This window comes from Ferrimonas balearica (assembly GCF_019802055.1).
Lineage (GTDB): Bacteria > Pseudomonadota > Gammaproteobacteria > Enterobacterales > Shewanellaceae > Ferrimonas > Ferrimonas balearica_A.
This window is the reverse complement of the sequence record NZ_JAHVHW010000006.1, coordinates 448,434-474,783: the sequence shown is the minus strand read 5'-3', so window position 1 is coordinate 474,783 and position 26,350 is coordinate 448,434. Positions and strand designations below refer to the sequence as shown.

Below are 26,350 nucleotides of genomic sequence, written 5' to 3'. Positions count from 1 at the left end.
TTTTTTCTGCCAGGGGATCCCGGTTTAGGGCTGCTTGTCCCGAGGCTGATAGTGAGGAATGGGTTGAGCAAAGCGTCCGCGATGTGGGCGGAAGAACGCCAACAGCTGAGCCATGTCCGCCGCCTTGCTGTCACCGGCCATCAGGGGCTCCCCAATCACGATGCACTTTTTACGGAAATCCAGTGCTACCGGGACGATGGGCACTTTTGCCCCTTTGGCGATGTGGTAGAAGCCGGTTTTCCAGCGTGTCACCGGTTTGCGGGTCCCCTCCGGTGCCAGCGCCAGGACGAACTCCTCCTCCTGATTGAAGAGCTTCACCACCTCCTCCACCAGATTGTTGGACTGGGTCCGATCCACCGGGCGACCGCCGAGGGCACGCATAAACCAGCCCAGCGGAGGGCGAAACAGCTGATGCTTGCCAATAAAGCGGGCGGGAACCTTAAGCTGGAAGCGGGCGAGCAGACCAAGGATAAAGTCCCAGTTGCTGGTATGCGGAGCAACGATGGCAATGTACTTATGCCGCTCTGGCAGCTGGCCCTGAATCGACCAGCCAAATCCCTTGAGGATCCAGGCTGAGAGAGTGGCAAGCATCCGCGGCCTCCTTAATGTTCGCCTTGGTCGTGGACCGCCGATTGATGACTGTGGCCATGGTGGCTGTGGTCATGATCGTGGTGAGAGAGCATCACCAATACCAGGAAGATCAGCGCCAGTGCACTGCCCAGGTAGTGGCCCCGACCGAGGCGCCAGCGACTGTGACCATGGTGGTGGTGTGCGCCATGGTGGTGCTCATGGGGGCGGTGGACCAATACGTGCAGGATAGAACCGGTCACAAAGGCTTGCAGGTAAACCGAGCCAGCGACACTGATCATCGACAGTATCTCATCGCCGAGGAAGAAACCCACTACGGTAAAGGCCATCAGGGTCGCCAACATGGCGGCGGCAGGCGCGCGACCAAACTGGGGACGAAGCAGCCACCAGATCGCCAGACCCGCTGGCAGGTTATGGAGCACCACGCCCAGTGCCAGCAGATCATTGGCCTGCTGCTGACTCACCAGGTAGATGGCGCTGCCGTCGGTCAGCGTGTGGATCAGCAGGCCGGTCAGGCCCAGAGCCAGAGTCAGGTTGTGGGCCAGCCGGGAGTGCCGACGAAACGCTTTCTCCGCCAGAGTGGGGCCGAAAAAGCCTAACAGAATCGTGGGAACAACCCAGAAACCACCGTGGTACCAAAGCTCCGGAAGGATGTCGAACAGGACCAGGCCGAACAGGGACACCACCACGAAGGCGCCGATGGCATCCAGCAGCCGGGTTTGGTTTCGAAAGCCGTGATACAGCAACGGGCCAACAGCCAGAATCAGAACACTGGCGATCAGGTAGTTCATTGTGGTCTCCGGAGATACCTTGGCGGGGGGCGCCAAGGTATAGCGCTTAGAGATAGTTGTCCAGTTCCAGCCGGTGATCCCGGGGATTTACGGCCCGGACGATCTGCTCTTTACAGTGCGGGCTGGAAAGGTCCAGTAGTGTCGCCATGATATGGGTGCGACTGTTGGGATTGTAGACCGCTTTGACTATGGGTTTCAGCGGTTTACCTTCATTGGACTCCTGAACCACAGCCAGCAGGCCGCTGGAGAGTTCGACCATGGTGCCGGCTGGGTACACGCCGATACACTGGATAAACTCCTGAACCAACTCCCGATCCAGCTGATGTGGGGTCATCTCCAGCAGACGCTTCAGCGCGACAGTGGGTGGCGCCCCTTTGTGGTAGATGCGATCCGCCGTAATGGCATCGTAGATGTCACAGATGGCGATCATGCGTCCATAAGTGGTGATCGAGTCGCCCTGCAGCCCTTCCGGGTAGCCGGTGCCATCCAGCTTCTCATGATGCATGGCGGCCACGTCCAGGCTGATGGGACTGATCCCCGGAGTGCTCTTGATGATGTCGCGGCTATGAGCGGCGTGGCTACGCATAATCGCAAACTCCTCATCGGTGAGCTTGCCCGGCTTATTCAGAATCTCTACGGGGATCATCACCTTACCGATGTCGTGCAGCAGTGAGCCAACACAAATTTTGTGCAGAACGCTGCCGCTATACCCCAGTTGGCGGGCAAACAGGGTCATCAGGATCGCCACTCCGATGGAGTGCTCCAGGAGATAGTCGTCCTTATCCTTGATCAGACGGAGGCAGTTCAGGGCGCTGCTGTTGCGGAACACGCTGTCGATAAATTGGTCCGCCATCTGCTCGACAGGTTCGAGCTCCAGCTGTTTACCCAGTTTAACGTCATGCATCATCCGCTGTTGCAACTGGCGAGCGCGGTTGTAGAGCTTTCTTGCCCGCGGCAGTTCCTCTTTCAGGCTGGCTTTCGCCTGAGCGGGTTTACTGGCCGCAGCGGGTTGAGACGGGGTTGGTGTTGAAGCGCCGGTTTGAGACCGGCTGGTATCGATAAGCACTGACTTGACCCCCTGCTTACGCAAGAGGGCCAGCATTTCCGGCGTACGAATATATCCTTGCTGGCGGATGGCCATTATGGAGTGACCAGGAATATCCACCACGTACATGCCCAGAGTCACTTGGTGAACCGGCAGGTTTTTTAACATAGTTTTTGTGTGTTGCAGCCACGGATTGTGTGCTGGGTGGTACCATTTTGCTGTGACGAATAAATTATACTTTTGTTCGCTAAAACAGAAGTCTGAAGCAGATAAATTGGAGTTTTCTTAATGGATATCCTCTCAGCGGCGGTGATGCTGTTCCTGATCATGGATCCTCTGGGCAACATGCCGATTTTTTTATCGGTATTGCGCCATGTGGAGCCCAAGCGCCGCCGTATCATCCTGATCCGTGAGCTGCTGTTCGCCCTCGGCATCATGCTGATTTTCCTGTACGCCGGTGAAGCGATGCTCTCATTCCTGAATCTGCGTACCGAGTCGGTTTCCATTGCAGGCGGTATCATCCTGTTTTTGATCGCCATCCGGATGATCTTCCCCAGTCCCGGCGGGGTAACGGGTCTGGATGCGGGCCAGGAACCGTTCCTGGTACCCCTCGCCATCCCTCTGATTGCGGGCCCCTCCGTGTTGGCCGCGCTGCTGCTGCTTGCGCATACCGAACCGGGCAAAATGATGGACTGGACGGTGGCATTACTGCTCTCCTGGGGCGTATCCGCGGCGATTCTGATGTTCTCCGGGGTGTTCCATCGGTTGTTGGGCGAACGGGGCCTGGTTGCGCTGGAGCGCCTGATGGGGATGGTGCTCGTGATGATCTCGGTGCAGATGTTCCTCGATGGGATCGCTCAGTACCTCGGCGCCAGTTAACGAAACGGGAGCCAATCGGCTCCCGTTTTTTGCGTTACTCGCCAGAGCGGCTCTGATTGCGCCAGCTCAGCAGGGCAAAGACGCCGTACAGCATCATCTCCTGATAGTGTGCCCAGGTCAGGGGCTTGCCCTGGCGGACCCGGAAACCGGCGCAGATGGCCAGGTGACCCGCAAGGGTGATCTGCAGCAGGATCTGCAGGGCCAGGTGGTAGGGCGCAGGCCAGGGGAAGATCAGGTTCACGATCATGATCAGCCAGGCCGCGGCCATGCCGGCCTTGGCCCAAGAGAGAAACTGGGTCATTCGGTGGTCTCTGTGGGTCGGTATTGATAGAGGCGGTAGGCCACCTGTCCCGCGATCTTCTCACGGTGCAGGGACCAGCCAGCGGGGAGTGGCGGCAGCGCCAACTCCACTTCGGTTTCCAGGTAGATCCAGCTGCCCGGCTTCAGGTAGCCATTGTTGTTCAGCTGTTCGATACAGGGTTGCAGCAACCCTTTTCGGAACGGCGGATCAATAAATACGATGTCAAAAGGGGCCTCAGCTGGCCGGGCCAGATAGGCCAGGCTGTCCCCGGCGATAACGGAGGCGTTATCCGCTTTCAGGGTGCTCAGGTTGCGACTGAGTTGTCTGGCAGCCGCTTGATCCAGCTCCAGCATGGTGGCGCTTTCGGCAAAACGGGAGAGCGCCTCCAGAGAGAGCGCGCCGCTGCCGGCAAAGCAATCCAGCACCCGGGCACCGCGAGTCTCCTGCATCAGCCAGTTGAACAGGGTTTCACGTACCCGGTCCGTGGTGGGGCGCAATCCGGCCACGTCTGTTACCGGCAATTTGCGGCCACGCCACTGACCGCCAATCAGGCGGATCTGTCCCGGAGTTCGGGATGCTGGAGTGGACGCACTGTTGCGACGTGGGGCTCTCGCCATGGTGACCTCGGCTTTTTTGGCAATTCTGGGTAGACTAGGGCGCCAGAAAAATCGCTATTTTAGCAAGGCCCGGGCGGGTGTTGTCAGCCCGGCCGGCAGTAAAGGGTAAGAAAAGATGGCCAAAGGCTTATTTTCCTGGTTCCGCCGGGAGAAAAAGGAGGAGACGCCAGAGCGTCCCGAAGTAACCGAAACGGCCCAGCAGGCTGACGCTGAGGGTGTGGCTGCTGAACAGGCCGAAGCCGCTCGTCTGGAGGCGGAGCGTGTGGCCGCCGAGCAGGCCGAAGTCGCTCGTGTGGAAGCGGAACGTGTAGCCGCAGAGCAAGCGGAAGCCGCCCGTGTGGAAGCGGAGCGCGTTGCTGCCGAGCAGGCCGAAGTCGCTCGTGTGGAAGCGGAACGTGTGGCCGCTGAGCAAGCGGAAGCCGCTCGTGTGGAAGCGGAACGCGTTGCTGCCGAGCAGGCCGAAGCCGCCCGTGTGGAAGCGGAACGCGTTGCTGCCGAGCAGGCCGAAGCCGCCCGTGTGGAAGCGGAGCGCGTTGCCGCTGAGCAGGCCGAAGCCGCTCGTCTGGAAGCGGAACGCGTTGCTGCCGAGCAGGCCGAAGCCGCCCGTGTGGAAGCGGAGCGCGTTGCCGCCGAGCAGGCCGAAGCCGCTCGTCTGGAAGCAGAGCGCGTTGCTGCCGAGCAGGCGGAAGCTGTGCGTCTGGAAGCAGAGCGCGTTGCTGCCGAGCAGGCGGAAGCTGAGCGTCTGGAAGCAGAGCGTGTAGCTGCTGAGCAAGCTGCTCAACCGAGCGAAGAGCCGGAAAAGCAGGGTTTCTTTGCCCGTCTGAAAGCGGGGCTGCGTCGCACCAGTGAGAACATCGGTGGCGGCTTTATTGCCCTCTTCAAAGGCAAAAAGATCGACGACGAACTGTTCGAAGAGCTGGAAACCCAACTGCTGCTGGCGGACGTTGGGGTAGAAACCACCTCCCGCATCATCGACAGCCTGACCGACAAAGCCAGCTTCGGCGAATTGAAAGATTCCGATGCCCTGTTTGCGCACCTAAAGCAGGAGTTGAAAACCACTCTGAGCAAGGTGGATCAGCCGCTGGTCATCGAAAACCCCAACGGACCCTTCGTGATCCTGATGGTGGGCGTCAATGGTGTGGGGAAAACCACCACCATCGGTAAGCTGGCCAAGCAGTTCCAGGCTGAAGGCAAGTCTGTGATGCTGGCGGCCGGGGATACTTTCCGTGCCGCTGCGGTGGAGCAGCTGCAGGTCTGGGGCGAGCGTAACAGCATCCCGGTGATCGCCCAGCACACCGGCGCCGACAGTGCCTCCGTAATTTTCGACGCCCTGCAGGCTGCGAAAGCCCGTAATGTCGATGTGCTGATTGCGGATACTGCGGGTCGCCTGCAGAACAAGGCCCACCTGATGGACGAACTGAAGAAGATCGTCCGGGTGATGAAGAAGCTGGATGAGAACGCGCCCCACGAGGTGATGTTGACTCTGGACGCCAGCACCGGCCAGAACGCCATCAGTCAGGCGCAGATCTTCAATGAGGCGGTGGGTCTGACCGGCCTGACCCTGACCAAGCTGGATGGCACCGCAAAAGGGGGTGTGATCTTCGCTCTGGCAGATAAGTTTGGTATACCAGTACGTTATATCGGTGTCGGTGAAGGGATCGACGATTTGAGACCCTTCGACAGCCAGGCCTTTATCGACGCCCTCTTCAGTGAGCAGGAGTCCGCGTAAGCGATGATCCAGTTTGAGCAGGTCAACAAGATCTACCCCGGCGGCCGGATGGCCCTGGAGCAGGTGTCATTTGGTCTTAAGCCCGGTGAGATGGCTTTTCTCACTGGCCACAGCGGCGCCGGGAAAAGCACCCTGCTCAAGCTGATCACCGCCATCGAGCGCCCCTCCACGGGCAAGGTGACCATTAACGGTCAGGACATCGCCAAGCTTAAGCGCGGCGATGTGCCCTATCTGCGTCGCAATATCGGCATCATCTTTCAGGACCACAACCTGCTGATGGATCGCAGTGTCTACGACAACCTGGCCCTGCCGCTGGTGATTGAAGGCTTTAAAAGCAGCGAGATCACCAAGCGGGTGGAAGGGGCTCTGGATATGGTTGGCCTCGGCGATAAGGCGGCTTACGCGCCGATTCAGCTTTCCGGCGGTGAGCAGCAGCGGGTTGGTATCGCCCGGGCGGTGATCAACCGGCCTCCTCTGCTGCTGGCGGATGAGCCCACCGGAAACCTGGATCCCAAGCTCTCCATGGACATTCTGCGCCTGTTCGAAACCCTCAATGCGTCCGGCACCACGGTGCTGATCGCCACCCACGACCTGGGCCTGATCGCCCGCATGCGCTACCGGACCCTGACCCTTCGTCACGGACGCATGGTGAGTGAGGAGATGGCCCTGTGAAGCCAAAACTGCCTTTTACTCAACGGCTGAAAAGCGGCTGTCAGCAGCACGTTCGGCAGGCCCTGAGCAGCCTTGGTGAGCTTTGGCGCACACCGATGACCTCCCTGATGACCATGCTGGTGCTGGGGTTCAGCCTCTCTCTGCCTGCGCTGCTGATGGTGCTCTCAAACAACGCCGCCAAGGTGGAGGCTCAGTGGCAGAGTGCGGCGGAGATCAGCCTGTTTTTGCGACTGGATCTTAATGAAGCTCGTCGTCAGGGGCTGGTGACTCAACTGCGCTCCATGCCGGAGATCATAGAGGTGCACTACCTCAACCCCGATCAGGCGTTGGCGGAATTCCAATCCCACAGCCAGTTTGGTGAAGCCCTGAAGTACCTCGACAGCAATCCGCTGCCGGCGGTGGTTCGGGTGCTGCCCTCGGCCCGCCACAGTGATGCAGATGCCGCCCGGGCACTGCGTGATCGGCTGGCTCAGTTCAACGAAGTGGCGATGGCCCGGCTGGATCTGGACTGGTTGCAGCGCCTTCAGGCGCTGGGACAGGTGGGCCGGCAATCCGGCAGTGCACTGGCGGCTCTGTTGATTCTGGCGGTGGTGCTGATCACCGGCAACACCATCCGTTTGGCGATCATGCAACGCTTTCACGAGATCAAGGTGATGAAGCTGGTGGGTGCCACTGAAGCCTTTATTCGCCGCCCCTTCCTCTATGGCGGGATCTGGTTGGGACTGCTGGCAGCGTTGATCGCCATGGTATTGGTGAACGGCATGCTGATCTGGCTGGATGGGGCGGTGGCTCAGCTGCTCAGCCTGTATCGCAGCCAGATCCGTCTTGAGGGATTGACCGGCAGCCAGAGTGGCAGCCTGATCCTGTTCTCCTGCGCATTGGGTTGGTTGGGGGCTTGGCTGTCGGTTCGACGCCACCTGCGCGCCATTGAACCCCGCTAGGGAACCCGGCCAGCCAAATGGAGTCTGAACCCGACGTTTGCCGCACAGAGGGGTTCTTACCCTTTAACCGGCGAGCGTGCTAGACTCCCCATCCCTGCAACAAACGAGGTACAGCATGAGCGACAACCGCCCAAACATGGCCTTGATGGTGGTGCCCCAAGGGCACGGCACCCTGGAGTCCTATATCCAGGCGGTCAATGCCATCCCCATGCTGTCTGCCGAAGAGGAGCAGTACCTGGCTCGTCAGGTGGAGCAGGGTGATCTGGATGCGGCCAAGCAACTGATCATGGCACACCTGCGCTTTGTGGTGCATGTGGCCCGCAGCTATTCCGGCTATGGCCTGCCGCAGGCGGACCTGATCCAGGAGGGCAACATCGGCCTGATGAAGGCGGTGAAGCGCTTCGACCCCAATATCGGGGTACGGCTGGTCTCCTTTGCCGTGCACTGGATTAAGGCGGAGATCCATGAGTACGTCCTCAAAAACTGGCGCATCGTCAAAGTGGCCACCACCAAGGCTCAGCGCAAACTGTTCTTCAACCTGCGAAAGGCCAAGAAACGTCTGGGCTGGTTCAGTGCTGAAGAGGTCAGTACGGTGGCGGACGAGCTTGGGGTCAGCGAAAACGAAGTGATGGAGATGGAGGCCCGTATGGCCGCTGTCGACGCCGCTTTCGACATCGCCCCGGAGCGGGATGACGATGAGGGCAGCTACGCCCCGGCTCTCTATCTGGAGGACAAGCAGTCCGACCATGCCGAGACGCTGGAGCAGGAGGATTGGGAGCGTCGCTCCCAGCAGAAGCTGCACGCCGCACTGAACACCCTGGATGAGCGCAGCCGGGATATTCTGACTGCCCGATGGCTGGATGAACCCAAAGTCACGCTTCAGGAACTGGCGGATCGCTATCAGGTCTCTGCCGAGCGGATCCGGCAGTTGGAAAAGAACGCCATCAAGAAGCTGAAAACAGCGATGGAAGTGTAAACCACTGAATTGTTGAAAAAACGGGCCGAGCGGCCCGTTTTTCTGTTATCCGGAGTCCATCATGCAGTGTCGTCTGGGATGCGGGGCCTGTTGCATCGCCCCCTCCATCACCTCCCCCATTCCCGGTATGCCCCAAGGCAAACCGGCCGGGGTGCGCTGCATTCAGCTGGATGAGCGGAATCTGTGTAAGATCTTCGGTCAGCCCGGCCGCCCGGCGGTGTGCAGCAACTTTAAGCCCGACCCCGATATCTGCGGCAGCACCGATGCGGTGGCACTTACCGTGCTGACTGAGCTGGAAGCGGCAACAGTACGGGCGGGGTGAACAGGGCTGACATCGGCACCAGCTCAATCCCCTGATCAGACAGCGCGGGCAGTGCCGTTTCCAGAAAGGCCAGGGTCTCCGGATAGGGATGCCCGATCACCAGCACCTCTCCTCGTCGCTGAGCCTGCTCCAGCGCTTCATTCCACTGAATCTCCAACGTGCCCGGCTGTCGGTCCGGGTCGAGGAACACGTCCCGTTTCTGGCTGGCAATCCCCCAGGCCTGAGCCTGTTCATACGCCCGGCTGTCTGAGGTGGTCAGACTGTCCACAAAGTAGAGCCCCTTAAGACTGAGCACTTCCATCACCCAGGCCATGCGGTCCGGATCCGGGGTGACGGCACTGCCCATATGGTTATTAACGCCACTGACAAAGGGGATGTCCGCCAACGCTTTTTTCACCCGGTACTGCACTTGCCAGCGATCCAGCTCCGGCTCAATGGCCCAGGGGCCGGGAGACTTTGGGCCGGTGGTGGCCATCGGCAGATGCAGCATCAATTCCCGGTCTTCGCGCCAGGCGGCCAGCGCGAATTCGCGCCCCCAGGGGGTGTGGGGAAGAAACGCCAGGGTGACGCTGTCAGGAAGGTCGAGGGCGGCCCGATCAGCTTCCCGGGCGCCAATGTCATCAATGATCAGGGCGAGGCGCGGTCCGGCCTGCGCCATTCCGCAAAAAAGCAACAAACTAAGGGCGGCCGCGATGAGCGGTTTTCGGCACCAGCAGGTTGTAGGCGGCCAGCAACTGAGGATCATCCTGAAGACTCAGCAAGGGATTGTTATTGCTGATTATATCGCCATCTTTTTGGGCTTCCACCAGGATGTCGGGATTGATCCCCTGCTGGTCGATAAAGGTCCCGTTGGGGGTAGCGTAACGGGCTGTGGTCAGCTTGATTGCCCCACCGCCATAAAGGAGTGGGATCAGGCTCTGCACCGTACCCTTGCCAAAAGTGCGCTCGCCCACCAGTACCGCTCGGTTCAGATCCTGCAAGGCTCCGGCCAGGATCTCTGCGGCGGAAGCACTGCCTTCATTGATGATCACCACCACAGGGAGATCGCCAAACAGGCTGAAGCGGGAGGCCTGGTAAGCGCTGTTGGCGTCGAAGAAGCGGCCGTGGGTGGTGACGATGGTGCCCTGGGTCAGGAACATGTCTGCCACTTGTACGGCGGCGTCGAGCAGTCCTCCGGGGTTGTTGCGCAGATCCAGCACCAGTCCATCCAGAGGGGTCTCGGCAAACTGATGTGCCGCGGCCCGGATCTCTGAGGCTGTGCGCTGGTTGAAACTGGAGATCCTCAGGTAACCGATGTTGCCGGGCAAACGATGGGACTGGCTTGATATCACTTCCACTTCGGAAGGGATCAGCTGCAGGACTACCGGGTCGGGCAGAGGATCCCGCTTCAGGGTCAACAGCAGGGGGCGATCATCCAGGCTGGCTTGTTTGATGTAGGCGATCATCGGGTCGAGATCGTCCGGATCCGCTTCCAGTTCGTCCACCTTGAGCAGGACATCTCCCGGTTGCACACCGGCCACTTCGGCGGAGGAGTTGGCCATAGGTGAAATCACCCGGATCTCCCCTTCATCAACGGACACCTCAAGGCCATAGCCATAGTAGTGGCCACGGTTGTTGTCCCGAAGCAGAGAGAGGGTATGCGGACGCAGGTAAGTGGAATGGGGGTCCAGCACCTCCAGCATTCCCTTCAGGGCCCCATCCAACAGAGCCTGTCGATCCACCTCGTCGACGTAGTAATCCTCGATCAACTCCTGAACGGCGCCGATCAGAGCTTGGCTATCCTGGTGAGTCGGCTTGGCCGCATCCTTGTGTAACTCCTGTCCGGCATACGCGGTGGTAACGCAAAACAGAAGGCCGACCAGAAAGGGAAGAATGCGCCGCATGGGCTGCCCTCCTGATCAGGAGGGCTGGCCAGCGTTACCCCTTTTTGAGGTAGGGACGGGGATCGATGGCACGCCCTCGATGGCGTATCTCGAAGTATAGACCTGGTTGTTGGAGGCCACCGGAGCTGCCGGTCAGGGCGATCACCTCGCCGGGTTTGACCGTATCTCCCACCTGTCGCAGCAGGGCCTGGGCGTGTCCGTAGAGGCTGAGGTACTGCTCGCCGTGGTCAACCACCACCACCAGGCCAAAGCCTCGTAGCCAGTCGGCAAACACCACCTGACCGGCACTGATCGCTTTCACTTCCCGTCCTGCGGGTGCTTTCAGCAGCCAGCCGTTCCATTTGAGCTGACCCTCACGATGACTGCCAAACCCTTTGGAGAGTGAGCCTTTTGTGGGCCAGGGCAGGCGCCCTTTGCTGTCCGCCAGACCATCCAGCGCCGCGTTGCGGGCGAGGGCCTCCAGCGCCTGAGCGATGGCACGCTCAAGTACCTCACGGTCCTCCTGCATCAGGGCCAGTTGATTGCTGTCCCGTTTCAGTTGCCGCTCCAGCTTGGCCAGGGCCGCTTCACGATCTTTCTGGCGTTGCGCCAGTCGAATGCGCTCCTGCTCCTGCTGTTTAAGCAGGTCAGCCTGGCGATCCCGTTCCGTCTGTTGCTCGGCGATCACGCTGGCCAGTTCGCTGGCGGTGACCTTCAGGGCATCAAGGGCATCGATTCGGGCCTGGTTCAGATACTGGTAGTACACCAGCATCCGCTCCAGGGTGGCCGGGTCATCATTGCCCAGTAAAAGCGCGGTGTGATCCTGTCCGCCACTCATCCAGGCGGTGCGAACTTGGGCGGCGAGCTGATCCCGCTGTTGTCGTTGCCGTGTCTCCAGCTCCCCCTGGCGCTTTTCCAGTTCACTCAGGGTCGCTTCGCTCTCGGTCAGCGCCTGCTGTTGCCGCTTGAGGGACTGGGCACTGTCACTGATCGCCTTATCGGTGCGACGCAGCTCCGCCATCAGTCCATCTTTGGCCACCTGGGCTTCAGAAAGCTTGGCCTGACGCTGTTTGATCTCCCGGCTCAGTTTGTCGAGCTGGGCCTGTTGTTGGGCCACCTCGTCCTGACCGGCCACCGGAGTGGCCAGCAGGGCGAAAAGAGCCAGGGGCAGGAGTCGTTTCACGATTTGAGGGTCACCAGGGGCTGGCCGGTCATCTCAACCGGAATGGGCAGGCCCATCAGATACAGCATGGTGGGGGCGATGTCAGACAGGGCGCCGTCTGTGCGCGGCTCGGCATCCCGGCCAACGTAGATCAGCGGCACCGGCTCACTGGTGTGGGCGGTATGCGCCTGGCCGGTGCTGGCGTCGCTCATCTGCTCGGCGTTGCCGTGGTCTGCGGTGATCAGACACTCGCCGCCCACCTTCTCCAGTGCCTCAACCACACGGCCGATGCAGTGGTCCACCGCTTCACAGGCTTTCACCGCCGCCTCGTAGTTGCCGGTGTGACCCACCATATCGCCATTGGGGTAGTTGCAGATGATGGCGTCAAACTCGCCGGACTCAATCGCGGCCACCAGTTTGTCGGTCAGCTCTTCGCTGCTCATCTCCGGCTGGAGGTCATAGGTGGCCACTTTGGGAGAGTTGATCAGGATCCGCTCCTCCCCTTCAAAGGGCGTTTCCACACCGCCATTGAAGAAGAAGGTGACGTGGGCGTACTTCTCGGTCTCACTGATGCGCAGCTGCTTTTTGTCGTGCTTGGCCATCAGTTCGCCGAAGGTGTTGACCAGGTCTTCCGGCGGGAAGGCGCAGGGGGCATCGATGTCCGCCGCATACTGAGTCAGCATCACGAAGTTGAGCTTCGGGGTTACCGCTCGCTCGAAGCCGGAAAATGCCGGGTCCACAAAAGCACGGGTCAGCTGGCGGGCACGGTCGGCGCGGAAGTTCATAAAGATCAGCGCGTCGCCGTCGGCCATCGCTGCGCCTTGGCCAATTACGGTAGGGGCCACGAACTCATCGTTCTCATCCCGGGCGTAAGCGGCGTGCAGGGCATCGACGGCGCTGTCGGCCTGATGCGCGCCCTTGGCTTCGGTCAGCAACTGGTACGCCTGTACCACGCGCTCCCAGCGCTGATCGCGATCCATGGCGTAGTAGCGCCCCACCACGCTGGCGGTGGCGCCTATACCCAGCTCGGCAAACACAGCGTCAAAGCGCTTCAGTGACGCTTCGGCGCTGCGGGGCGGAGTGTCACGGCCATCCAGGAACGCGTGCAGGTAGATGCGTTCGGCACCGCGTGCTGCGGCCATCCGCACCATCGCTTCCAGGTGATCTTCATGACTGTGGACGCCGCCCGGGGAGAGCAACCCCATAATGTGCACTGCTTTGTCTTTTGCGACGGCGTTGTCCACGGCCTTGGCAATGGCCGGGTTGTGCTGGAATTCACCATCACGGATCGCTTTGCCGATGCGGGTCAGTTCCTGGTAGACCACACGTCCGGCCCCCAGGTTGATGTGGCCCACCTCGGAGTTGCCCATCTGACCGTCCGGCAGGCCCACGTCCAGGCCGGAGCCGGAGATCAGGGTGCTAGGGCGCTCGGCGAAGAGCTTGTCCAGGTTCGGGGTGTTGGCGTTGGTAATGGCATTGTCAGCGCTGGGGGCGCGGTAGCCCCAACCATCCAGGATGATCAGCGCCAGGGGTTTGCGGGCGACAGTCATGGTGAATCCTTGCGTTGGGCGCCGTCGGGATCGGGGCGCCGATGTCGATTAGCTGAGTGTGACTCAGTGTACACCGATGGCCAAGCCGCAAACCAGCATCCGCCCGGTGCAATGGCGACAACGCTGCATCCAATGAAATGACAAGGTATACTTGCTGCCCGTTATTTCACTCGCTGAGTCAGTTAACAGGCCTTTTCATGCAGGAATACATCGATTTTTTTGTCCGCAACCCCATCCTCAGTCTGATCTGGGTGGCTCTGCTGGCGCTGTTCATCATGTCTCTGGTTAAGAGCAAGCTGAGCAAGTTCAAAACCGTTTCCCACCAGCAAGCCACCATGCTGATCAACCGTCAGGATGCGAAGGTGCTGGACGTCCGTGGGGCCGACGAATTTAAGAAAGGCCACATCGTAGACGCTATCAATGTGCCCCTGTCTCAAATCAAAAATAATGAGTTGGGTGCGGTTGAAAAGTTTAAGAACGCCCCCATCATTGTGGTGTGCAACGCCGGGATCAGTTCGTCCCAGGCTGCCCAGGTACTGGTTAAAGCCGGGTTCGAGCAGGTCTACAACCTGCACGGTGGCATGACCGACTGGAACGCCGCGAATCTGCCGGTGGTACGGAAGAAAAAACGCTGAGTTGATGGCCGGTCGCCCAGGCGGCCGGTTGAGACAACGAGCGACCCCTGATAACGGGGACCCGTCCGCAGCAATGTTGGCCGCCTAACCCTTTGGCGTCCGGCTCGGCGAATGGAAGCCCGACAAACGAACACAATTAAGGTAGGAAAGACAATGGCTGAAGCAACCAACAACGCCGCCACCAACGAACAAGCGGCTCCTCAGTTCCAGATCCAGCGCGTTTACACCAAGGACATCTCCTTCGAAACCCCGAACTCTCCGGCCATTTTCCAGAAAGAGTGGAAGCCGGAAGTGAAACTGGACCTGGACACCCGCTCTGCCAAGCTGGCTGACGACACCTATGAAGTGGTTATCTCCATTACCGTAACCACCAAAGTGGGCGAAGACGTTGCCTTCCTGGCCGAAGTTCAACAGGCCGGTATCTTCACCATTGCCAACCTGCCTGAGCCGCAACTGGCCCACGCTCTGGGCGCCGGTTGCCCGAACATCCTGTTCCCGTACGCTCGTGAAGCGGTAGCCAGCCTGGTAAACCGTGGCACCTTCCCGCCGCTGAACCTGGCTCCGGTGAACTTCGATGCCCTGTTTGCTCAGTACCTGCAGAAGCGCCAGCAAGAAGCGGCCGCTGAAGGTGCGCAGGCAGACGCCTAATCAATTCAGGAGCTTTTCAGTTGACTGAACAAGCCGCGATTACGGTACTTGGGGCGGGGTCTTACGGCACCGCCCTTGCCATTTCCCTGGCCCGCAACGGTCACCATACCGTGCTGTGGGGCCATGAGGCCGACCATATGGCTCGCTTGCAGCGTGATCGCTGCAACGAGGAGTTTCTTCCCGGTGCCGCTTTCCCCGATCCTCTGGTGATTGAGAGCGACCTGGGTAAAGCGCTGGCGGCGTCCCGCGATGTTCTGGTTGTGGTGCCCAGCCATGTGTTTGGTGAAGTACTGAACCAGGCCAAACCGCTGCTCCGTCCGGATGCCCGTATTGTCTGGGCAACCAAGGGGTTGGAGCCGGAAACCGGCCGTTTGCTTCAGGATGTGGCCCGGGAGATCCTCGGCGATCAGATCCCGCTGGCGGTGCTTTCCGGTCCCACCTTCGCCAAAGAGATGGCTGCGGGTCTGCCTACCGCCATCTCCCTGGCGGCGACCGATACTGAGTTTGCCGAGGATATGGCGCAGCTGCTGCACTGCGGCACCTGGATGCGGGTTTACATCAACCCCGACTTTATCGGCATGCAACTGGGTGGTGCGGTGAAGAACGTGATCGCCATTGGTGCCGGTATGTCTGATGGCATCGGCTTTGGCGCCAACGCTCGTACCGCGCTGATCACCCGTGGTCTGGTGGAGATGTGCCGCCTGGGCTGCTCCCTGGGTGCCGATAAGGACACCTTTATGGGGATGGCAGGTCTGGGTGACCTGGTGCTGACCTGTACCGATAACCTCTCCCGTAACCGCCGCTTCGGCCTGGCCCTGGGCCAGGGTAAAGGGGTGGAGCAGGCGATGGAGGAGATCGGCCAGGTAGTAGAAGGCTACCGTAACGCCAAAGAGGTTTACCTGCTGGCCAAGCGTCAGGGGGTGGAGATGCCCATCACCGATCAACTGTACCAGGTGCTCTACGAGGGCAAACCGGTTCAGGAAGCGGCCCGAGCCCTGTTGGGCCGGGATATGAAGCCGGAGTGATGCGGCGCTAAGGTTACAAGGGGATGCCGAGGCATCCCCTTTTTGTTCATCTGAGACCCAACGGAAATCGACAATGCAGACAGACGTGGTAGTGATCGGCGCCGGTGCCGCCGGCCTGATGTGTGCAGCCACTGCGGCGGCCCGGGGACGCCGGGTGCTGGTGCTGGACCATGCCAAACAGGCGGGTAAGAAGATCCTGATCAGTGGCGGCGGCCGCTGTAACTTCACCAACCTGTATATGGAGCCGGCCAACTACCTCTGTGCCAACCCGCACTTTCCCAAGTCCGCCCTGGCCCAGTACACCCAATGGGACTTCATCGATATGGTGGTGCGTCACAACATCGCCTATCACGAGCGGGACCATGGCCAGCTGTTCTGCGACGATTCCGCCAAAGAGATTGTCGCCATGCTGCTGGCGGAGTGCGATAAGGGGCAGGTTCAGATCCGTCTGCGCACCAGCATCGAAGCGGTCAGCAAGAGTGAAGAGGGGTTCAGCGTGGCCACCAGTGCAGGTCGGATCCAGTGTCAGTCGCTGGTGGTGGCGACCGGTGGCTTATCGATGCCCAAGCTGGGTGCGACCCCGCTGGGCTATCAGATCGCGGAACAGTTTGGCCTGAAAATGCGCCCGACTCGTGCCGGATTGGTGCCCTTTACCCTGCAACCCGCAGAGAAGCAGCACTTTGAACCTCTGTCCGGGATCAGCCTGACCACCAGCATCCAGGCGGCCCGTGGCCCCAGCTTTACCGAGCAGATGCTGATTACCCACCGTGGACTGTCCGGCCCCTCCGTGCTGCAGGCTTCCAACTACCGGCAAACAGGCGAAGCGGTCACCATTGACCTGCTACCATCCGTCGATGCCGCAGAAGCTCTGGCAGAAGCGCGACAGCGCTCGCCGAAGCGCCAACTGCTGACTTGGCTGTCCGAGCACTTCCCCGGCCGTCTGGCCGAGGCACTGATCGCCTATCACGGCTGGCAGAACCTGCCCCTGGGTCAGCTTAATAAATCCGCGTTGGACTCGATTCCGTCCATGCTGAACGGCTGGCAACTGAAGCCGGCTGGTGACGAGGGATACCGGACGGCGGAAGTGACCCTGGGCGGTGTGGACACCGATGAACTCTCCTCCAAAACCATGGAGTGCAAAACGGTTCCCGGCCTGTTCTTTGTCGGTGAGGTGATGGATGTCACCGGATGGCTTGGTGGATTTAACTTCCAGTGGGCCTGGAGCAGCGGCTATGTGGCGGGCCAGAACGCCTGAGAACAGCATAATTGCACAAGGATGTGAAGCTGAAATATAGGAGCCTAAGGAAACGTGCCCTTAGGTTTGCTCTTAAACACTATTCCCCCACCCCCTCAATAGCTAAAGCTGAATAATTAAAAATAAGCTTGCCCTTCCACCGGCTTTTTATAGTTGAGAGCTGGATATCTGTACCTAACCCAACTTCGAAGAGAGCATTCACATACGAACTGTCTGCTCATTCCTACCTGATCAAAAGCCACCCCAATAATAGTTTTGAACTGATTTCTCTGAGTCTCACTTTTGTTCATCTAACAGCCCAAGGATTGGGGGTGGATTATGCGTTGGAGTCTCCTTTTGCTCTGTGGTCTTTCCTTATTGACCGAAGCATCGACTGTTCCGCTTAGCGGGCAGTTTCGCGTTGACGAACAGGGAGCGGCGACTTACCAGCTACCGTTGGCGCTGCCAAAGGCCAGGGCTAACGTAGCTCCAAATGTTGTCATTACCTACTCTTCATCCAATAGGCAAGACGGCTATCTGGGTGTGGGGTTCGGCATAAGCGCACAGTCGATGATCAGCCGGTGTCCGCAGTCGATCGCAACTGATGGTGCTCTTGTTGGTGTCGATTTGTCAGGATCGGATCGCTTTTGCTTGGATGGACAAAGGCTGGTTCTGGCAACAAATAGTCCTGCGGGTTATGGCGAGCCAAACTCTGTCTATAGAACAGAAATTGAGTCCTATCAGAAGATAACCGCAAGGGGGCAGGCGCAGGGAGGAGGGCCTCTGGCCTTCAAGGTAGAAGGTAAGGATGGGGATGTTAGGTACTTTGGCAATCCGTCATATTTTGGTGTCGCATTTAAGGATACCGATGGGACGACGCTCGGCCCTGATTCAATGCGTTTTGCTAATTACCAGCAACAGGGGAGCGTTGCGCTATTCTGGGCACAAAGTGGTACTGTCGACGTCTTTGGAAATTACATTGCCTACCGCTATCGTCGCGATGGTAGTAAAGGGGAACATTATCTTTCGGCCATTGCTTATGGGGGCCATGGCAATGAGTTACCCTATCAGCGAGTTGAATTTCAATATAACAATAAGAGTAAGCCGACCAGAGGTTACTATCTCGGCGCTTTGATAGGAATGAATAAGCTTCTTCGGTCTATCGAAGTATCGACAGATGGTGAATTGTCGTCAAGATATGATCTCAGCTACGATGAGGCATTTAACCACCTAAACAAAAATCGATTGGTGTCGATCCGACGCTGCGTTGAGCCATCTTCATCAAATTGTAGCGCGCCGATTAACTTCACTTGGAATCGCTTTCTAAGCACCACAAGTAACTTCCAACTTTTTGCTCCGCCTCAGAGCGAAGCTGCATCAACGAGCAATCGTCACACTGCACGTTTTTTCGATATGACCGGTAATGGCCGGTCAGACATGATTTACTCAACGGGTAGCCAGTGGAAACTCCATAATTTTGAAAACAACAGTTCGGTCATTATGGGTTCCGTCGGTGCTGCTCAGCCACAATATGCCCACGTGATCAATTTCACCGGCCAGGGACAGCGTGATCTTCTTGTGTCAGGAGGTGCTGACAGCAATTGGTTTGTATTGACGTATGAACTGAACACTGAAGAAGTGCCTTACTGTTCAAATAGGGATGCTCATAGTGTCAGTGGTGCCTCCATTGCCAATGAAATGCTTGAAGAGTGTGACACTTTTGAACGGACTACCTATTATCGATCAATCCCAACAGGAAAAAGAGCGATAGGGTTTGAAGGCCAAGTACTGATTGCCGATCCTGATGGTGACGGACTGGAGGACATTCTATTTACTGAGAACGGTTCATTAAATTGGTACAGAAATGATGGAGGGGAACTACAAGCAAAACAAACATTGTTAAATTTTCAATCAGATCTACAGCTCAACAGCGGTATATCAAGTCACTCAACACTAAAAAATAGTGCGCTGCTCGACTTCAATGGCGATGGAAAGACAGACCTTTTACTTAAAGTAACTGAAGGGCGCTGTCAAATAAACGGCAGTGGGGAGCACTTATCCGGCGTGGCGGATGCCTCCGAGTGTCGAGAAGATTACACAAATACTACTTGGGAAACGACTTCTTCGTGGCGCCTATACGTATCCCAAAGTGGAACATATACTGAGCGTCAAACTGTTAGCGATGTTGGAGAGTCAGCAAATGTTAGGGCGGCTGACTTTAATGGTGACGGTCTAACTGATATTGCTTATGTTAAGAACAACCGTTGGTATGTAAGAGTGTCAAACGGAAATAGGCTAAATAATCCGATAGATACTGGAGTGTCGATCACTAATTCTGACATATCAAAAACCTATTTCTTTGACGTTAATGTAGATGGAAAAACCGATATTATAGTTCCTTATGGGAACCAGATAGTACGATTTCATGTAACAGAATTTAATACTGCTGGACAGTTGTCTTGGCCAAATAGAGGAAGTCAGTCAATATCCAGCTATGAGGTATTAAGGATAGCGGATACACAAGGAGAAGGTATACCACAGATGTACTCCGCGACCAACTCTGCTTGGCACCGGTATGATTCCTACATTTCAATCAATTCAAGTTCGATTTCAGATATATACGATGGCCTTGGAGGGAGAACTCAGATAAGCTACGGGAGACTTACTGATAAAGTTGACGGTGAGTATCCTGTTTATCCAATACAAAGCGCCAGCATTGAAGTTGAAAATGGTAACTTTGGTCTGATATCGCCACTTATGGTGGTTAAGCGTGTGCAAACCGAAACCGGAGATGACAGCACTGTATCCGTTAGTTATCGCTATGGTGGTTTTGCACTAAATCGACTCGGCCGAGGAGCATTGGGGTTTGAATTTCTTACTTCAATTGATGAGCAGACGGGAATAGAAACAACTACGCATTACAATCAATTTTTTCCACTGGTCGGCACACCATCAAGTACTAGTCAATTCCATCAGGGAGAGCTACTAAATAGCTCGACAAATATATATTCATTTGGTGTCTCCGCCCATTCAGATAACGCCATGTTTTCTCTACTTGTAGAAAGTAATGACACCAAGCGTGAGAGAGGAACAAATGGTGTTATCTACAAAGTTGCCAAAAGTCAGACGGAAACCGATTATGACGACTACGGTAACGCCATCGATATTTTGATCACGCAGTTCGATCCTGATAACGGAAATACATTGCTAACTACCCGAACAGAAAACAGCTATCAAGGGGATGGCGGTGGTGCAGAAAAAGGTAGACTGAGTGAAACTACCATAACGAAAACGCGTATGGGACAAGTTGCAATAACTCGGAAATCTGCATTCATTTACGATGATCGTGGAGTGATGTTTGAGTCGACAATGGCTCCCGATGAGCCTCTCTACGAAGTAAAAACACAACTTGACTTTGATAGGTACGGAAATCAGATATCTAGCTCAGTTACAGCTGGTATCAATTGGAATGGCAGTAGTAAGTCAACTCGAGTGACCACTCAAAGTTGGGGGAATAATGGTCGCTATTTGGAAAGTAAAACCAATCCCGTCGGTGATACAGTAACATACCAATACAACGGTGTTTCAGCGGATGAGGTGCAAGGCAAGATCCTAACCGTAACCATGAATGACCCCAATGATCGAAGCACTATAACCACTTATGATGTATGGGGAAGGGAAATAAGGATTAGACCTCCTACCGGTGGAACAGTAGCCACTTACTATCAACTTTGTGGTTCTTGCAACAATATTAGTAATGCCTACTACTATATTGAGAAGCGCCAAAGCGGTGCACCAGACCACAGAACGATATTTGATAAGTATGGTCGGGTAGTTGCAAAATCAAAGCGACACTTTAATGGGAATTGGGTAGTATCCAAAACGGAATATGACTCGCTAGGGAGAGCAGTTGGAAACTCTGAACCTGGTATTGGATGGCCATCAAACTATAAAACAACCTTTACCTACGATATTCACTCCAGAGTCAAAAGGCAGCACACGCCTAGCGGTGCTCTGACTACAACAAGTTATCGCGGCAGGACTGTGCAGGTTCTTGATGATAATGGCAATAGAAAGACGAAGGTTGTGAACGGACTGGGAGAAATATCCTATGTTGAGGACGAACTAGGAAGTCGAATTTATCATCGATATGACTCGTATGGAAATGTGATATCCACTCAAGTTGAGACTGATTCGCGATCACGGTTTACCAGAACCTTCAGTCGCTTTGATAAATATGGCAGAAAATACCAAACCACGGATATTGATAAGGGAACCTGGAACTATCAATATAATGCACTTGGAGAGCTATTGAGTCAAACTAATGCTTTGGGTCAAATTGTTAGTTTTGAGTATGACAACCTTGGTAGAAAAATAAAGAGAATCGAACCGGAGGGGGTAACTTGCTGGAGGTATGGAAACCGAAACAGTAATACCGCTGGTTTACTTGTTGAAGAAAAGAAATTGGCAACAGGTGTTACGAGTTGTACTAGCGCAAATGTCGAAACTAGAAAATCATATGATTACTATACAACGGGGTTGGTGCGCCGAATTCGGATTAAGTTAAATGGAAGCACCTATAGCATCGGTTACAGCTACGATAATCTTGGAAGAGTTTATCAAATAAATTATCCAGACAGTCAAGTAAAAGTTCGGAACGAATATAACTCATCAGGTTACTTAAGGAGACGGGTTGATCCAGTGTCAAATCGTCCATATATGACGATTAATAATATGGATTCGCGCGGTAATATTGTATCGGCGACATATGGTAATAATGTTATTGAAAATCGAGATTACAAAGCGCGAACCGGATTTATCGATAGCATTTTACTGAGGAAAGGGGGGAATACCCTTCATGATTTGAGCTATCAGTTTGACGAACTAGGTAATCTGACACATAGGTCGATGAACCTATCGACTGCCTCTCTGAATTGGAATAACGGATATGCGTATGATGAACTCTATCGATTGTCAGAAGTAACTACCAGCCATGGTCTCGGAGAGCAAATTGGATATGCCGTTCAATATGATGAGCTTGGTAATATAACTAATAAGGAAGGTGTGGGTCAGTATATCTACGATTCGCAGAACCCTTATCGACTCAAGCAAGTTCAGCTAGAGTCTTCAATAACGGTTATTGAGGTTACACCGAGTCCTGGGGATGGCTGTGGGCCAACCCCGGGACCTGGCCCAGTGTTGATGTCCTCTTTCTCAATCTTTTCTAGTCGAGTCGTTACGGCGCAGCCGTGCAACCCATCAGTAGGGCCTTATAGTTCGCAGAGTCGAAACTTATCGATATCAATAGTGCCCTCAGGCAGTGAGACTCGGGGATTTACTTATGATAGCAACGGAAACATTCGTAGCGATGGAATAAGAACCTATCAATATACCTCTTACGATAGGGTTAAACGGATCAACAAAGGCCAAGAGTTCAGTAGCTATAAATATGATCAAAATCGTAATCGTTACTATCGTTACGATAAGAAAATGGAAAATGGATCGGCAGTTTACTACGCAACGACCTATGTGTCTGGCTTATATGAAAAGATTGTTCGAACAGGAAGTAGTGTTTCCAATTTAACTGAACATAAATACTATGTTGGAAACATCATCATTACTAAGCGTAGTAATGGATCTTCCGACCGATTTTATCTTCATAATGATCATCAAGGTTCGGTTACTACAGTAACGAACCAGAGCGGACGAGTTGTACAGCAATTTTCCTATGATGCATGGGGTAAACGTCTACAAACATTTAGCAGCTCAATACTTGGAGTAGCCATATCCCCGTCTCTTAATAATGGCTATACCGGGCATGAACAACTTTCTCACTTGAATATCATCCATATGAATGGTCGGATCTATGATCCGACCCTTGGCCGGTTCCTACAGGCCGATCCAAATATCCAGGCACCGAATAACTTGCAGAACTACAACCGGTATAGTTATGTGTTGAACAATCCGATGAGCTATACCGATCCCAGTGGGTTCTTCTTCAAAAAGCTCTTTAAAGCTATCAAGAAGTACTGGCGTCAGATAGCAGCTATTGCCATCAGCGTTTGGCTTCCTGGTGCAGGAGGGTTATTGGCGAACGCTTTTGGTATCGGTAACGTAGTGGTTCAAGGGGCAATAACTGGTTTCGTTGCAGGCGGAGTAGCAACTGGTTCCTTGAAAGGTGCATTGGTAGGAGCATTTACAGGTGCGGCATTTGGTGCTTTGCATGGTTGGGATGTCCAAGGTTTTAATCTTGGTAAAGTTGCTGCTCACGGGGCAGTTGGTGGAGTGAGCAGTGTCTTGCAAGGTGGTAAGTTTGGTCATGGGTTTGTGGCAGCAGGTTTCGTGCAAGGCGTTGGTCAAGTAGGTGGCGACAGTTTGTTTGTTGATGGAGCAACAGAGATTGGAGACCGAGTTGGTAATGCGGTCAAAGCTGCGCTTATTGGTGGTACGGCTTCTGCAATCAGTGGTGGCAAGTTTGCTAATGGAGCTGTTACTGGTGCTTTCTCTCGATTGTTGAACGATGATGCTCGAGCGAGGTTAACAGAAAGACATCGGGCTAAGATAAATAATGAGATTGAATCAGAAGCTTATGAAAAAAGAATGCTAATCAAGAAGTTGGTTGGTGCCAATGATGTTGAAGGGATTCGAGCAAACTTTCCAGAGCTCGCTCACAGAGATGATGAATCTGTTTTGTTAGGCGCCCAATTGTACTCTAGTGATTTACGTCGTATTCAGGCGCTAGCGGTGAATGGTAACCTATCTGCCAATATGGAGTTGACAGCTAATACACTTCTTAAATCTGGTGTAGACGCTTTAGTTAACCCCAATAAAATGGGTTTGATAAGTAATGCAATTGGCGCCTTCAATGACTTGATGGGAGTTGCGCCTCCGCCTCCTTTAAGACACAGGTTTGTGTATGATAGCTACGGGCGAGTTGATGTGGAGTTTATAAAAAGATGAGAGCATTTTTTTTAGTATTTTTCTTATACCTTTTTTCTAGCATATCTATGGCGGATTGTAGGTCAGAATACATTTCTGAAAATATGGCAGTTAACTCTGATAGAGAAATTTATATGTTGACGTCGAAAAACTTCAGCAAGAAATATGGTAATCCTTTAGAGTTCTTCAAGTCGGGTGGTATAGATGCTATCCCATTCGATGAAAGAGATAACTTCTTATCTGAATATGGCGAGTTCTTGATAAGTCATGCAGCAAACTTTCACCAATTCGATGATGTCAAAAAATTAATGCGACTTGGAGTTAAACCATATGCTGTCTCGGGTTACTTTGAGTCAGTCTATATTACTATTGTTCTAGATAGTGAGAGCTCTGTACTAGCGGAACTTTTCGATTATGTGAACAAAGACTCGCGTAGCGATATAGCGGAATATGAAAAAGCCCGTGCTGCTTTAGATTGTAACTAGAGCGAACCATAGCCTCACCTTAGTGATGTCCAGCACTAGTCGAACCGACCAGCCTGTTCCAGCAGGCTGGTCGGCGCTGGCCAGCGCCGCTAATTATCGGTGCCGGTGCGACTGGTCACTTCTACTGGTTTGATCTGGACGGTATGCTATGAAGCTCTGGATGACATACTGTTTCAAACTGCACATTTAAAGGAAGGATTTTCGAAAGCGGTGAGGTGACGAATCTCGATTTTCCTGGAATAGCTTTACTTTCTCTTCAATTACTTTGATTCTTCTCTTTGCGTACCGCGATAATTCTACGAGGACACCCACTTTAATCTTATTTAACTCGAAGTTGCGATGATTCAGGTTAGGACCAGGGTAGGCTGTTATTTAGTGACCAACCCTGACCCCGCAGTGTTCCATACCCCAGCCCCATCGAAATCAAGTCAGTTTGCAGGATTCCTGCTATTACCACTGCGTCAGTTGCTGTGTGCGCCGAAGCTTTTTGTGTGGGCAGGACCATTATACGGGCAAGAGCTATGAACACCGGCGGGGGGGTTAAGATTAACCCAAAAGGCTCCTCAAGAAGGCTATTCTTTTTATAATAAAATATATGATATGCGAGATATTTAAACGATGTTTATAAAGTTCATGACTTCAGTAATTCTGACATTTCTAAGTTGTTCGGTTTTCATGGATACGACAATGCAACAGGTATGGTAATTTGGGCTGGAGAGGCATACAACACTGCTTTTCAAGCCTGGAGCCTATTAGGAACAGTTCCTGCTGCTGCCTACACTGCAGTAGGTTATACAAGCTATGCACCATATGTTTATGGTTTTGGCAGGAGAAGATTTTATGATTAGTATAAAAAGCAAGTTCATTATTGCTGCTTCTATAGGTTCCATTTGTAGCTGTGTAGCAGTCCAAAACAGGTTTTATGATTTTGGGAGTGAATGGCAATCTTCTATGGTTGAGCTATATGGGCCTGGAAAGTATTATCAGTTTCAAGTATACGACTTTGAACAAGAAGAGAAAGAAAGCCCTAGTTTGGAAAGGATACTGAAACTGCTTCAAGATTTCAGCCCCAAACCTGTGGAATGTAAAGGTCACTATGAAGTAATTGAACAATCGCGAAGTCGGTACGAGGGGGGATCGGAGTCGATTTTGGTAAAATGTAAATAATGATGGGCTAATGTGACACCCGTGGACCGATTAATTGGACACCCGCTTTTAATTTACATAACAAGTCCAGGAAGTGGTATTTTTAGCTAGATGCGGTAGGGCACAGAACGAAGTGGGCAGCATTTATATAGTTAATCCAGTCTTCTTGGTTGATATGTGAACAAGGCCCCTAAAACGCACGATTATCTAAATTCAGATATTTCATCGCTAATAAGGGCTATAAGGCTAATAAAAGCTAATAAGACACCAGTAATTTAGTTGGTTTTATGAAATTTAACAGCGGCTAATTGCTATGGCTCTTAGGCTTACTGAACAGGGAGCGTGCTTGAGGACAGGGAGATGCCGAAGGCCAGAAGCCAACAGGTCAGTTTGCAGGACACATGCTACTACCACTGTGTCAGTCGCTGCGTCAGGCGCAGCTTTCTATGTGGGCAAGACCCCTACAGTGGCAAGAGTTACGAGCATCGTCGCCAGTGGGTTGAAGAGCGCTTGCTGCAACTGGCAGAGGTGTTTGCCATCAGTGTGTGCGCCTTTGCGGTAATGAGTAATCACACTCATGTGGTGCTGTGTATTGAGCCAGAGCAAGCCGAACAATGAGACACCACAGAAGTGATTCAACGCTGGCGCCGACTGTATTGCAAATCGGTTCCCGGCCTGTTCTTTGTCGGTGAGGTGATGGATGTCACCGGATGGCTTGGTGGATTTAACTTCCAGTGGGCCTGGAGCAGCGGCTATGTGGCGGGCCAGAACGCCTGACACTCGCACACATCTCCATGAATCCA

21 protein-coding genes and 3 pseudogenes are annotated in these 26,350 nt (G+C 54.5%); 15 read left to right on the top strand and 9 right to left on the bottom strand.

What is annotated here, in order from left to right:
- Nucleotides 1–24: 24 nt before the first annotated feature.
- The 3 genes from KUV52_RS07525 to KUV52_RS07515 are packed head-to-tail and all read right to left on the bottom strand — an operon-like array spanning nucleotide 25 to nucleotide 2,592.
- Entirely contained in the window at nucleotides 25–591 is a 567-nt protein-coding gene (locus tag KUV52_RS07525) for a lysophospholipid acyltransferase family protein (RefSeq protein WP_222525322.1), read from the bottom strand.
- An 11-nt stretch (nucleotides 592–602) separates the two neighbouring features.
- A complete protein-coding gene (locus KUV52_RS07520; RefSeq protein ID WP_222525321.1) occupies nucleotides 603–1,379 on the bottom strand; it encodes a hypothetical protein in 777 nt (258 codons plus the stop codon).
- 46 nt (nucleotides 1,380–1,425) lie between these two features.
- Entirely contained in the window at nucleotides 1,426–2,592 is a 1,167-nt protein-coding gene (locus KUV52_RS07515) for an HD-GYP domain-containing protein (RefSeq protein WP_222525320.1), read from the bottom strand.
- Nucleotides 2,593–2,712: 120 nt separating this feature from the next.
- Here KUV52_RS07515 and KUV52_RS07510 point away from each other — a divergent pair, with 120 nt between their 5' ends.
- Nucleotides 2,713–3,303 (top strand): YhgN family NAAT transporter, encoded by a 591-nt coding sequence (locus KUV52_RS07510; RefSeq protein WP_222525319.1) that lies wholly within the window; start codon nucleotides 2,713–2,715, stop codon nucleotides 3,301–3,303.
- 34 nt (nucleotides 3,304–3,337) lie between these two features.
- On the opposite strand, the gene KUV52_RS07505 is transcribed toward KUV52_RS07510, so the two are convergent.
- Nucleotides 3,338–3,604, bottom strand: coding sequence for a DUF1145 domain-containing protein (locus KUV52_RS07505; RefSeq protein WP_222525318.1), 267 nt, complete (start codon nucleotides 3,602–3,604; stop codon nucleotides 3,338–3,340).
- Nucleotides 3,601–4,221 carry a 16S rRNA (guanine(966)-N(2))-methyltransferase RsmD gene (rsmD, locus tag KUV52_RS07500; protein ID WP_222525317.1) on the bottom strand — a complete coding sequence of 207 codons (621 nt, stop codon included), beginning with the start codon at nucleotides 4,219–4,221 and terminating at the stop codon, nucleotides 3,601–3,603. The genes KUV52_RS07505 and rsmD overlap by 4 nt, the downstream gene beginning before the upstream one ends.
- 115 nt (nucleotides 4,222–4,336) lie before the next feature.
- Here rsmD and ftsY point away from each other — a divergent pair, with 115 nt between their 5' ends.
- The 5 genes from ftsY (at nucleotide 4,337) to KUV52_RS07475 (ending at nucleotide 8,861) form a co-directional block, all read left to right on the top strand.
- Nucleotides 4,337–5,950 carry a signal recognition particle-docking protein FtsY gene (gene ftsY, locus KUV52_RS07495; protein ID WP_222525316.1) on the top strand — a complete coding sequence of 538 codons (1,614 nt, stop codon included), beginning with the start codon at nucleotides 4,337–4,339 and terminating at the stop codon, nucleotides 5,948–5,950.
- Nucleotides 5,951–5,953: 3 nt separating this feature from the next.
- On the top strand, nucleotides 5,954–6,622 hold the full coding sequence (gene ftsE, locus KUV52_RS07490) for a cell division ATP-binding protein FtsE (RefSeq protein ID WP_222525315.1): 669 nt from the start codon (nucleotides 5,954–5,956) through the stop codon (nucleotides 6,620–6,622).
- Nucleotides 6,619–7,563 (top strand): permease-like cell division protein FtsX, encoded by a 945-nt coding sequence (ftsX, locus tag KUV52_RS07485; RefSeq protein WP_222525314.1) that lies wholly within the window; start codon nucleotides 6,619–6,621, stop codon nucleotides 7,561–7,563. Before ftsE ends, ftsX begins: the two co-directional genes overlap by 4 nt.
- Nucleotides 7,564–7,678: 115 nt before the next feature.
- Nucleotides 7,679–8,539, top strand: a complete 861-nt coding sequence (rpoH, locus tag KUV52_RS07480) for an RNA polymerase sigma factor RpoH (protein WP_222525313.1) — start codon at nucleotides 7,679–7,681, stop codon at nucleotides 8,537–8,539.
- Nucleotides 8,540–8,600: 61 nt separating this feature from the next.
- Nucleotides 8,601–8,861, top strand: coding sequence for a YkgJ family cysteine cluster protein (locus KUV52_RS07475; RefSeq protein ID WP_222525312.1), 261 nt, complete (start codon nucleotides 8,601–8,603; stop codon nucleotides 8,859–8,861).
- On the opposite strand, the gene KUV52_RS07470 is transcribed toward KUV52_RS07475, so the two are convergent.
- Genes KUV52_RS07470 through gpmM form a run of 4 tightly spaced genes read right to left on the bottom strand, consistent with a single transcriptional unit; the run spans nucleotide 8,815 to nucleotide 13,435 of the window.
- Nucleotides 8,815–9,519: a divergent polysaccharide deacetylase family protein gene (locus KUV52_RS07470; RefSeq protein ID WP_222525311.1), complete on the bottom strand. Its 705-nt coding sequence runs from the start codon at nucleotides 9,517–9,519 to the stop codon at nucleotides 8,815–8,817. The genes KUV52_RS07475 and KUV52_RS07470 overlap by 47 nt on opposite strands.
- 19 nt (nucleotides 9,520–9,538) lie before the next feature.
- Nucleotides 9,539–10,744, bottom strand: a complete 1,206-nt coding sequence (locus tag KUV52_RS07465; RefSeq protein ID WP_222525310.1) for a S41 family peptidase — start codon at nucleotides 10,742–10,744, stop codon at nucleotides 9,539–9,541.
- 34 nt (nucleotides 10,745–10,778) lie between these two features.
- The gene (locus KUV52_RS19020; protein WP_222525309.1) at nucleotides 10,779–11,906 is read right to left on the bottom strand and encodes a murein hydrolase activator EnvC family protein; all 1,128 of its coding nucleotides are present in this window, start codon (nucleotides 11,904–11,906) and stop codon (nucleotides 10,779–10,781) included.
- A complete protein-coding gene (gene gpmM, locus KUV52_RS07455) occupies nucleotides 11,903–13,435 on the bottom strand; it encodes a 2,3-bisphosphoglycerate-independent phosphoglycerate mutase (RefSeq protein ID WP_222525308.1) in 1,533 nt (510 codons plus the stop codon). Before gpmM ends, KUV52_RS19020 begins: the two co-directional genes overlap by 4 nt.
- A 197-nt stretch (nucleotides 13,436–13,632) precedes the next feature.
- Here gpmM and KUV52_RS07450 point away from each other — a divergent pair, with 197 nt between their 5' ends.
- The 9 genes and pseudogenes from KUV52_RS07450 to KUV52_RS07415 all read left to right on the top strand — a co-directional run.
- Nucleotides 13,633–14,070 carry a rhodanese-like domain-containing protein gene (locus tag KUV52_RS07450; RefSeq protein WP_222525307.1) on the top strand — a complete coding sequence of 146 codons (438 nt, stop codon included), beginning with the start codon at nucleotides 13,633–13,635 and terminating at the stop codon, nucleotides 14,068–14,070.
- A 153-nt stretch (nucleotides 14,071–14,223) separates the two neighbouring features.
- The gene (secB, locus tag KUV52_RS07445) at nucleotides 14,224–14,718 is read left to right on the top strand and encodes a protein-export chaperone SecB (RefSeq protein WP_222525306.1); all 495 of its coding nucleotides are present in this window, start codon (nucleotides 14,224–14,226) and stop codon (nucleotides 14,716–14,718) included.
- A 20-nt stretch (nucleotides 14,719–14,738) separates the two neighbouring features.
- Nucleotides 14,739–15,743 (top strand): NAD(P)H-dependent glycerol-3-phosphate dehydrogenase, encoded by a 1,005-nt coding sequence (gene gpsA / locus KUV52_RS07440; protein WP_222525305.1) that lies wholly within the window; start codon nucleotides 14,739–14,741, stop codon nucleotides 15,741–15,743.
- A gap of 73 nt (nucleotides 15,744–15,816) precedes the next feature.
- Entirely contained in the window at nucleotides 15,817–16,998 is a 1,182-nt protein-coding gene (locus KUV52_RS07435; RefSeq protein ID WP_222525304.1) for an NAD(P)/FAD-dependent oxidoreductase, read from the top strand.
- Nucleotides 16,999–17,316: 318 nt separating this feature from the next.
- A complete protein-coding gene (locus KUV52_RS07430) occupies nucleotides 17,317–23,937 on the top strand; it encodes an FG-GAP-like repeat-containing protein (protein ID WP_222525303.1) in 6,621 nt (2,206 codons plus the stop codon).
- On the top strand, nucleotides 23,934–24,401 hold the full coding sequence (locus KUV52_RS07425) for a hypothetical protein (RefSeq protein ID WP_222525302.1): 468 nt from the start codon (nucleotides 23,934–23,936) through the stop codon (nucleotides 24,399–24,401). Before KUV52_RS07430 ends, KUV52_RS07425 begins: the two co-directional genes overlap by 4 nt.
- Before the next feature lie 403 nt (nucleotides 24,402–24,804).
- Nucleotides 24,805–24,939: pseudogene (locus tag KUV52_RS19015) on the top strand (transposase); the annotation flags it as partial.
- Between the two features lie 968 nt (nucleotides 24,940–25,907).
- A pseudogene (locus KUV52_RS07420) lies at nucleotides 25,908–26,162 on the top strand (transposase); the annotation flags it as partial.
- A 42-nt stretch (nucleotides 26,163–26,204) separates the two neighbouring features.
- Nucleotides 26,205–26,324, top strand: a pseudogene (locus tag KUV52_RS07415) (NAD(P)/FAD-dependent oxidoreductase); the annotation flags it as partial.
- Nucleotides 26,325–26,350 lie beyond the last annotated feature (26 nt).

What these genes read in the sequence shown, in the direction of transcription:
- KUV52_RS07520 (WP_222525321.1), bottom strand. Translation starts at nt 1,379, where the DNA reads ATGAACTACCTGATCGCCAGTGTTCTGATTCTGGCTGTTGGCCCGTTG.
- ftsY (WP_222525316.1), top strand. Translation starts at nt 4,337, where the DNA reads ATGGCCAAAGGCTTATTTTCCTGGTTCCGCCGGGAGAAAAAGGAGGAG.
- KUV52_RS07465 (WP_222525310.1), bottom strand. Translation starts at nt 10,744, where the DNA reads ATGCGGCGCATTCTTCCCTTTCTGGTCGGCCTTCTGTTTTGCGTTACC.
- KUV52_RS07475 (WP_222525312.1), top strand. Translation starts at nt 8,601, where the DNA reads ATGCAGTGTCGTCTGGGATGCGGGGCCTGTTGCATCGCCCCCTCCATC.
- rsmD (WP_222525317.1), bottom strand. Translation starts at nt 4,221, where the DNA reads ATGGCGAGAGCCCCACGTCGCAACAGTGCGTCCACTCCAGCATCCCGA.
- KUV52_RS07450 (WP_222525307.1), top strand. Translation starts at nt 13,633, where the DNA reads ATGCAGGAATACATCGATTTTTTTGTCCGCAACCCCATCCTCAGTCTG.
- secB (WP_222525306.1), top strand. Translation starts at nt 14,224, where the DNA reads ATGGCTGAAGCAACCAACAACGCCGCCACCAACGAACAAGCGGCTCCT.
- KUV52_RS07515 (WP_222525320.1), bottom strand. Translation starts at nt 2,592, where the DNA reads ATGTTAAAAAACCTGCCGGTTCACCAAGTGACTCTGGGCATGTACGTG.
- KUV52_RS07470 (WP_222525311.1), bottom strand. Translation starts at nt 9,519, where the DNA reads ATGGCGCAGGCCGGACCGCGCCTCGCCCTGATCATTGATGACATTGGC.
- KUV52_RS07435 (WP_222525304.1), top strand. Translation starts at nt 15,817, where the DNA reads ATGCAGACAGACGTGGTAGTGATCGGCGCCGGTGCCGCCGGCCTGATG.
- rpoH (WP_222525313.1), top strand. Translation starts at nt 7,679, where the DNA reads ATGAGCGACAACCGCCCAAACATGGCCTTGATGGTGGTGCCCCAAGGG.
- KUV52_RS07505 (WP_222525318.1), bottom strand. Translation starts at nt 3,604, where the DNA reads ATGACCCAGTTTCTCTCTTGGGCCAAGGCCGGCATGGCCGCGGCCTGG.
- gpmM (WP_222525308.1), bottom strand. Translation starts at nt 13,435, where the DNA reads ATGACTGTCGCCCGCAAACCCCTGGCGCTGATCATCCTGGATGGTTGG.
- KUV52_RS07525 (WP_222525322.1), bottom strand. Translation starts at nt 591, where the DNA reads ATGCTTGCCACTCTCTCAGCCTGGATCCTCAAGGGATTTGGCTGGTCG.
- KUV52_RS07510 (WP_222525319.1), top strand. Translation starts at nt 2,713, where the DNA reads ATGGATATCCTCTCAGCGGCGGTGATGCTGTTCCTGATCATGGATCCT.
- ftsE (WP_222525315.1), top strand. Translation starts at nt 5,954, where the DNA reads ATGATCCAGTTTGAGCAGGTCAACAAGATCTACCCCGGCGGCCGGATG.
- KUV52_RS07425 (WP_222525302.1), top strand. Translation starts at nt 23,934, where the DNA reads ATGAGAGCATTTTTTTTAGTATTTTTCTTATACCTTTTTTCTAGCATA.
- KUV52_RS07430 (WP_222525303.1), top strand. Translation starts at nt 17,317, where the DNA reads ATGCGTTGGAGTCTCCTTTTGCTCTGTGGTCTTTCCTTATTGACCGAA.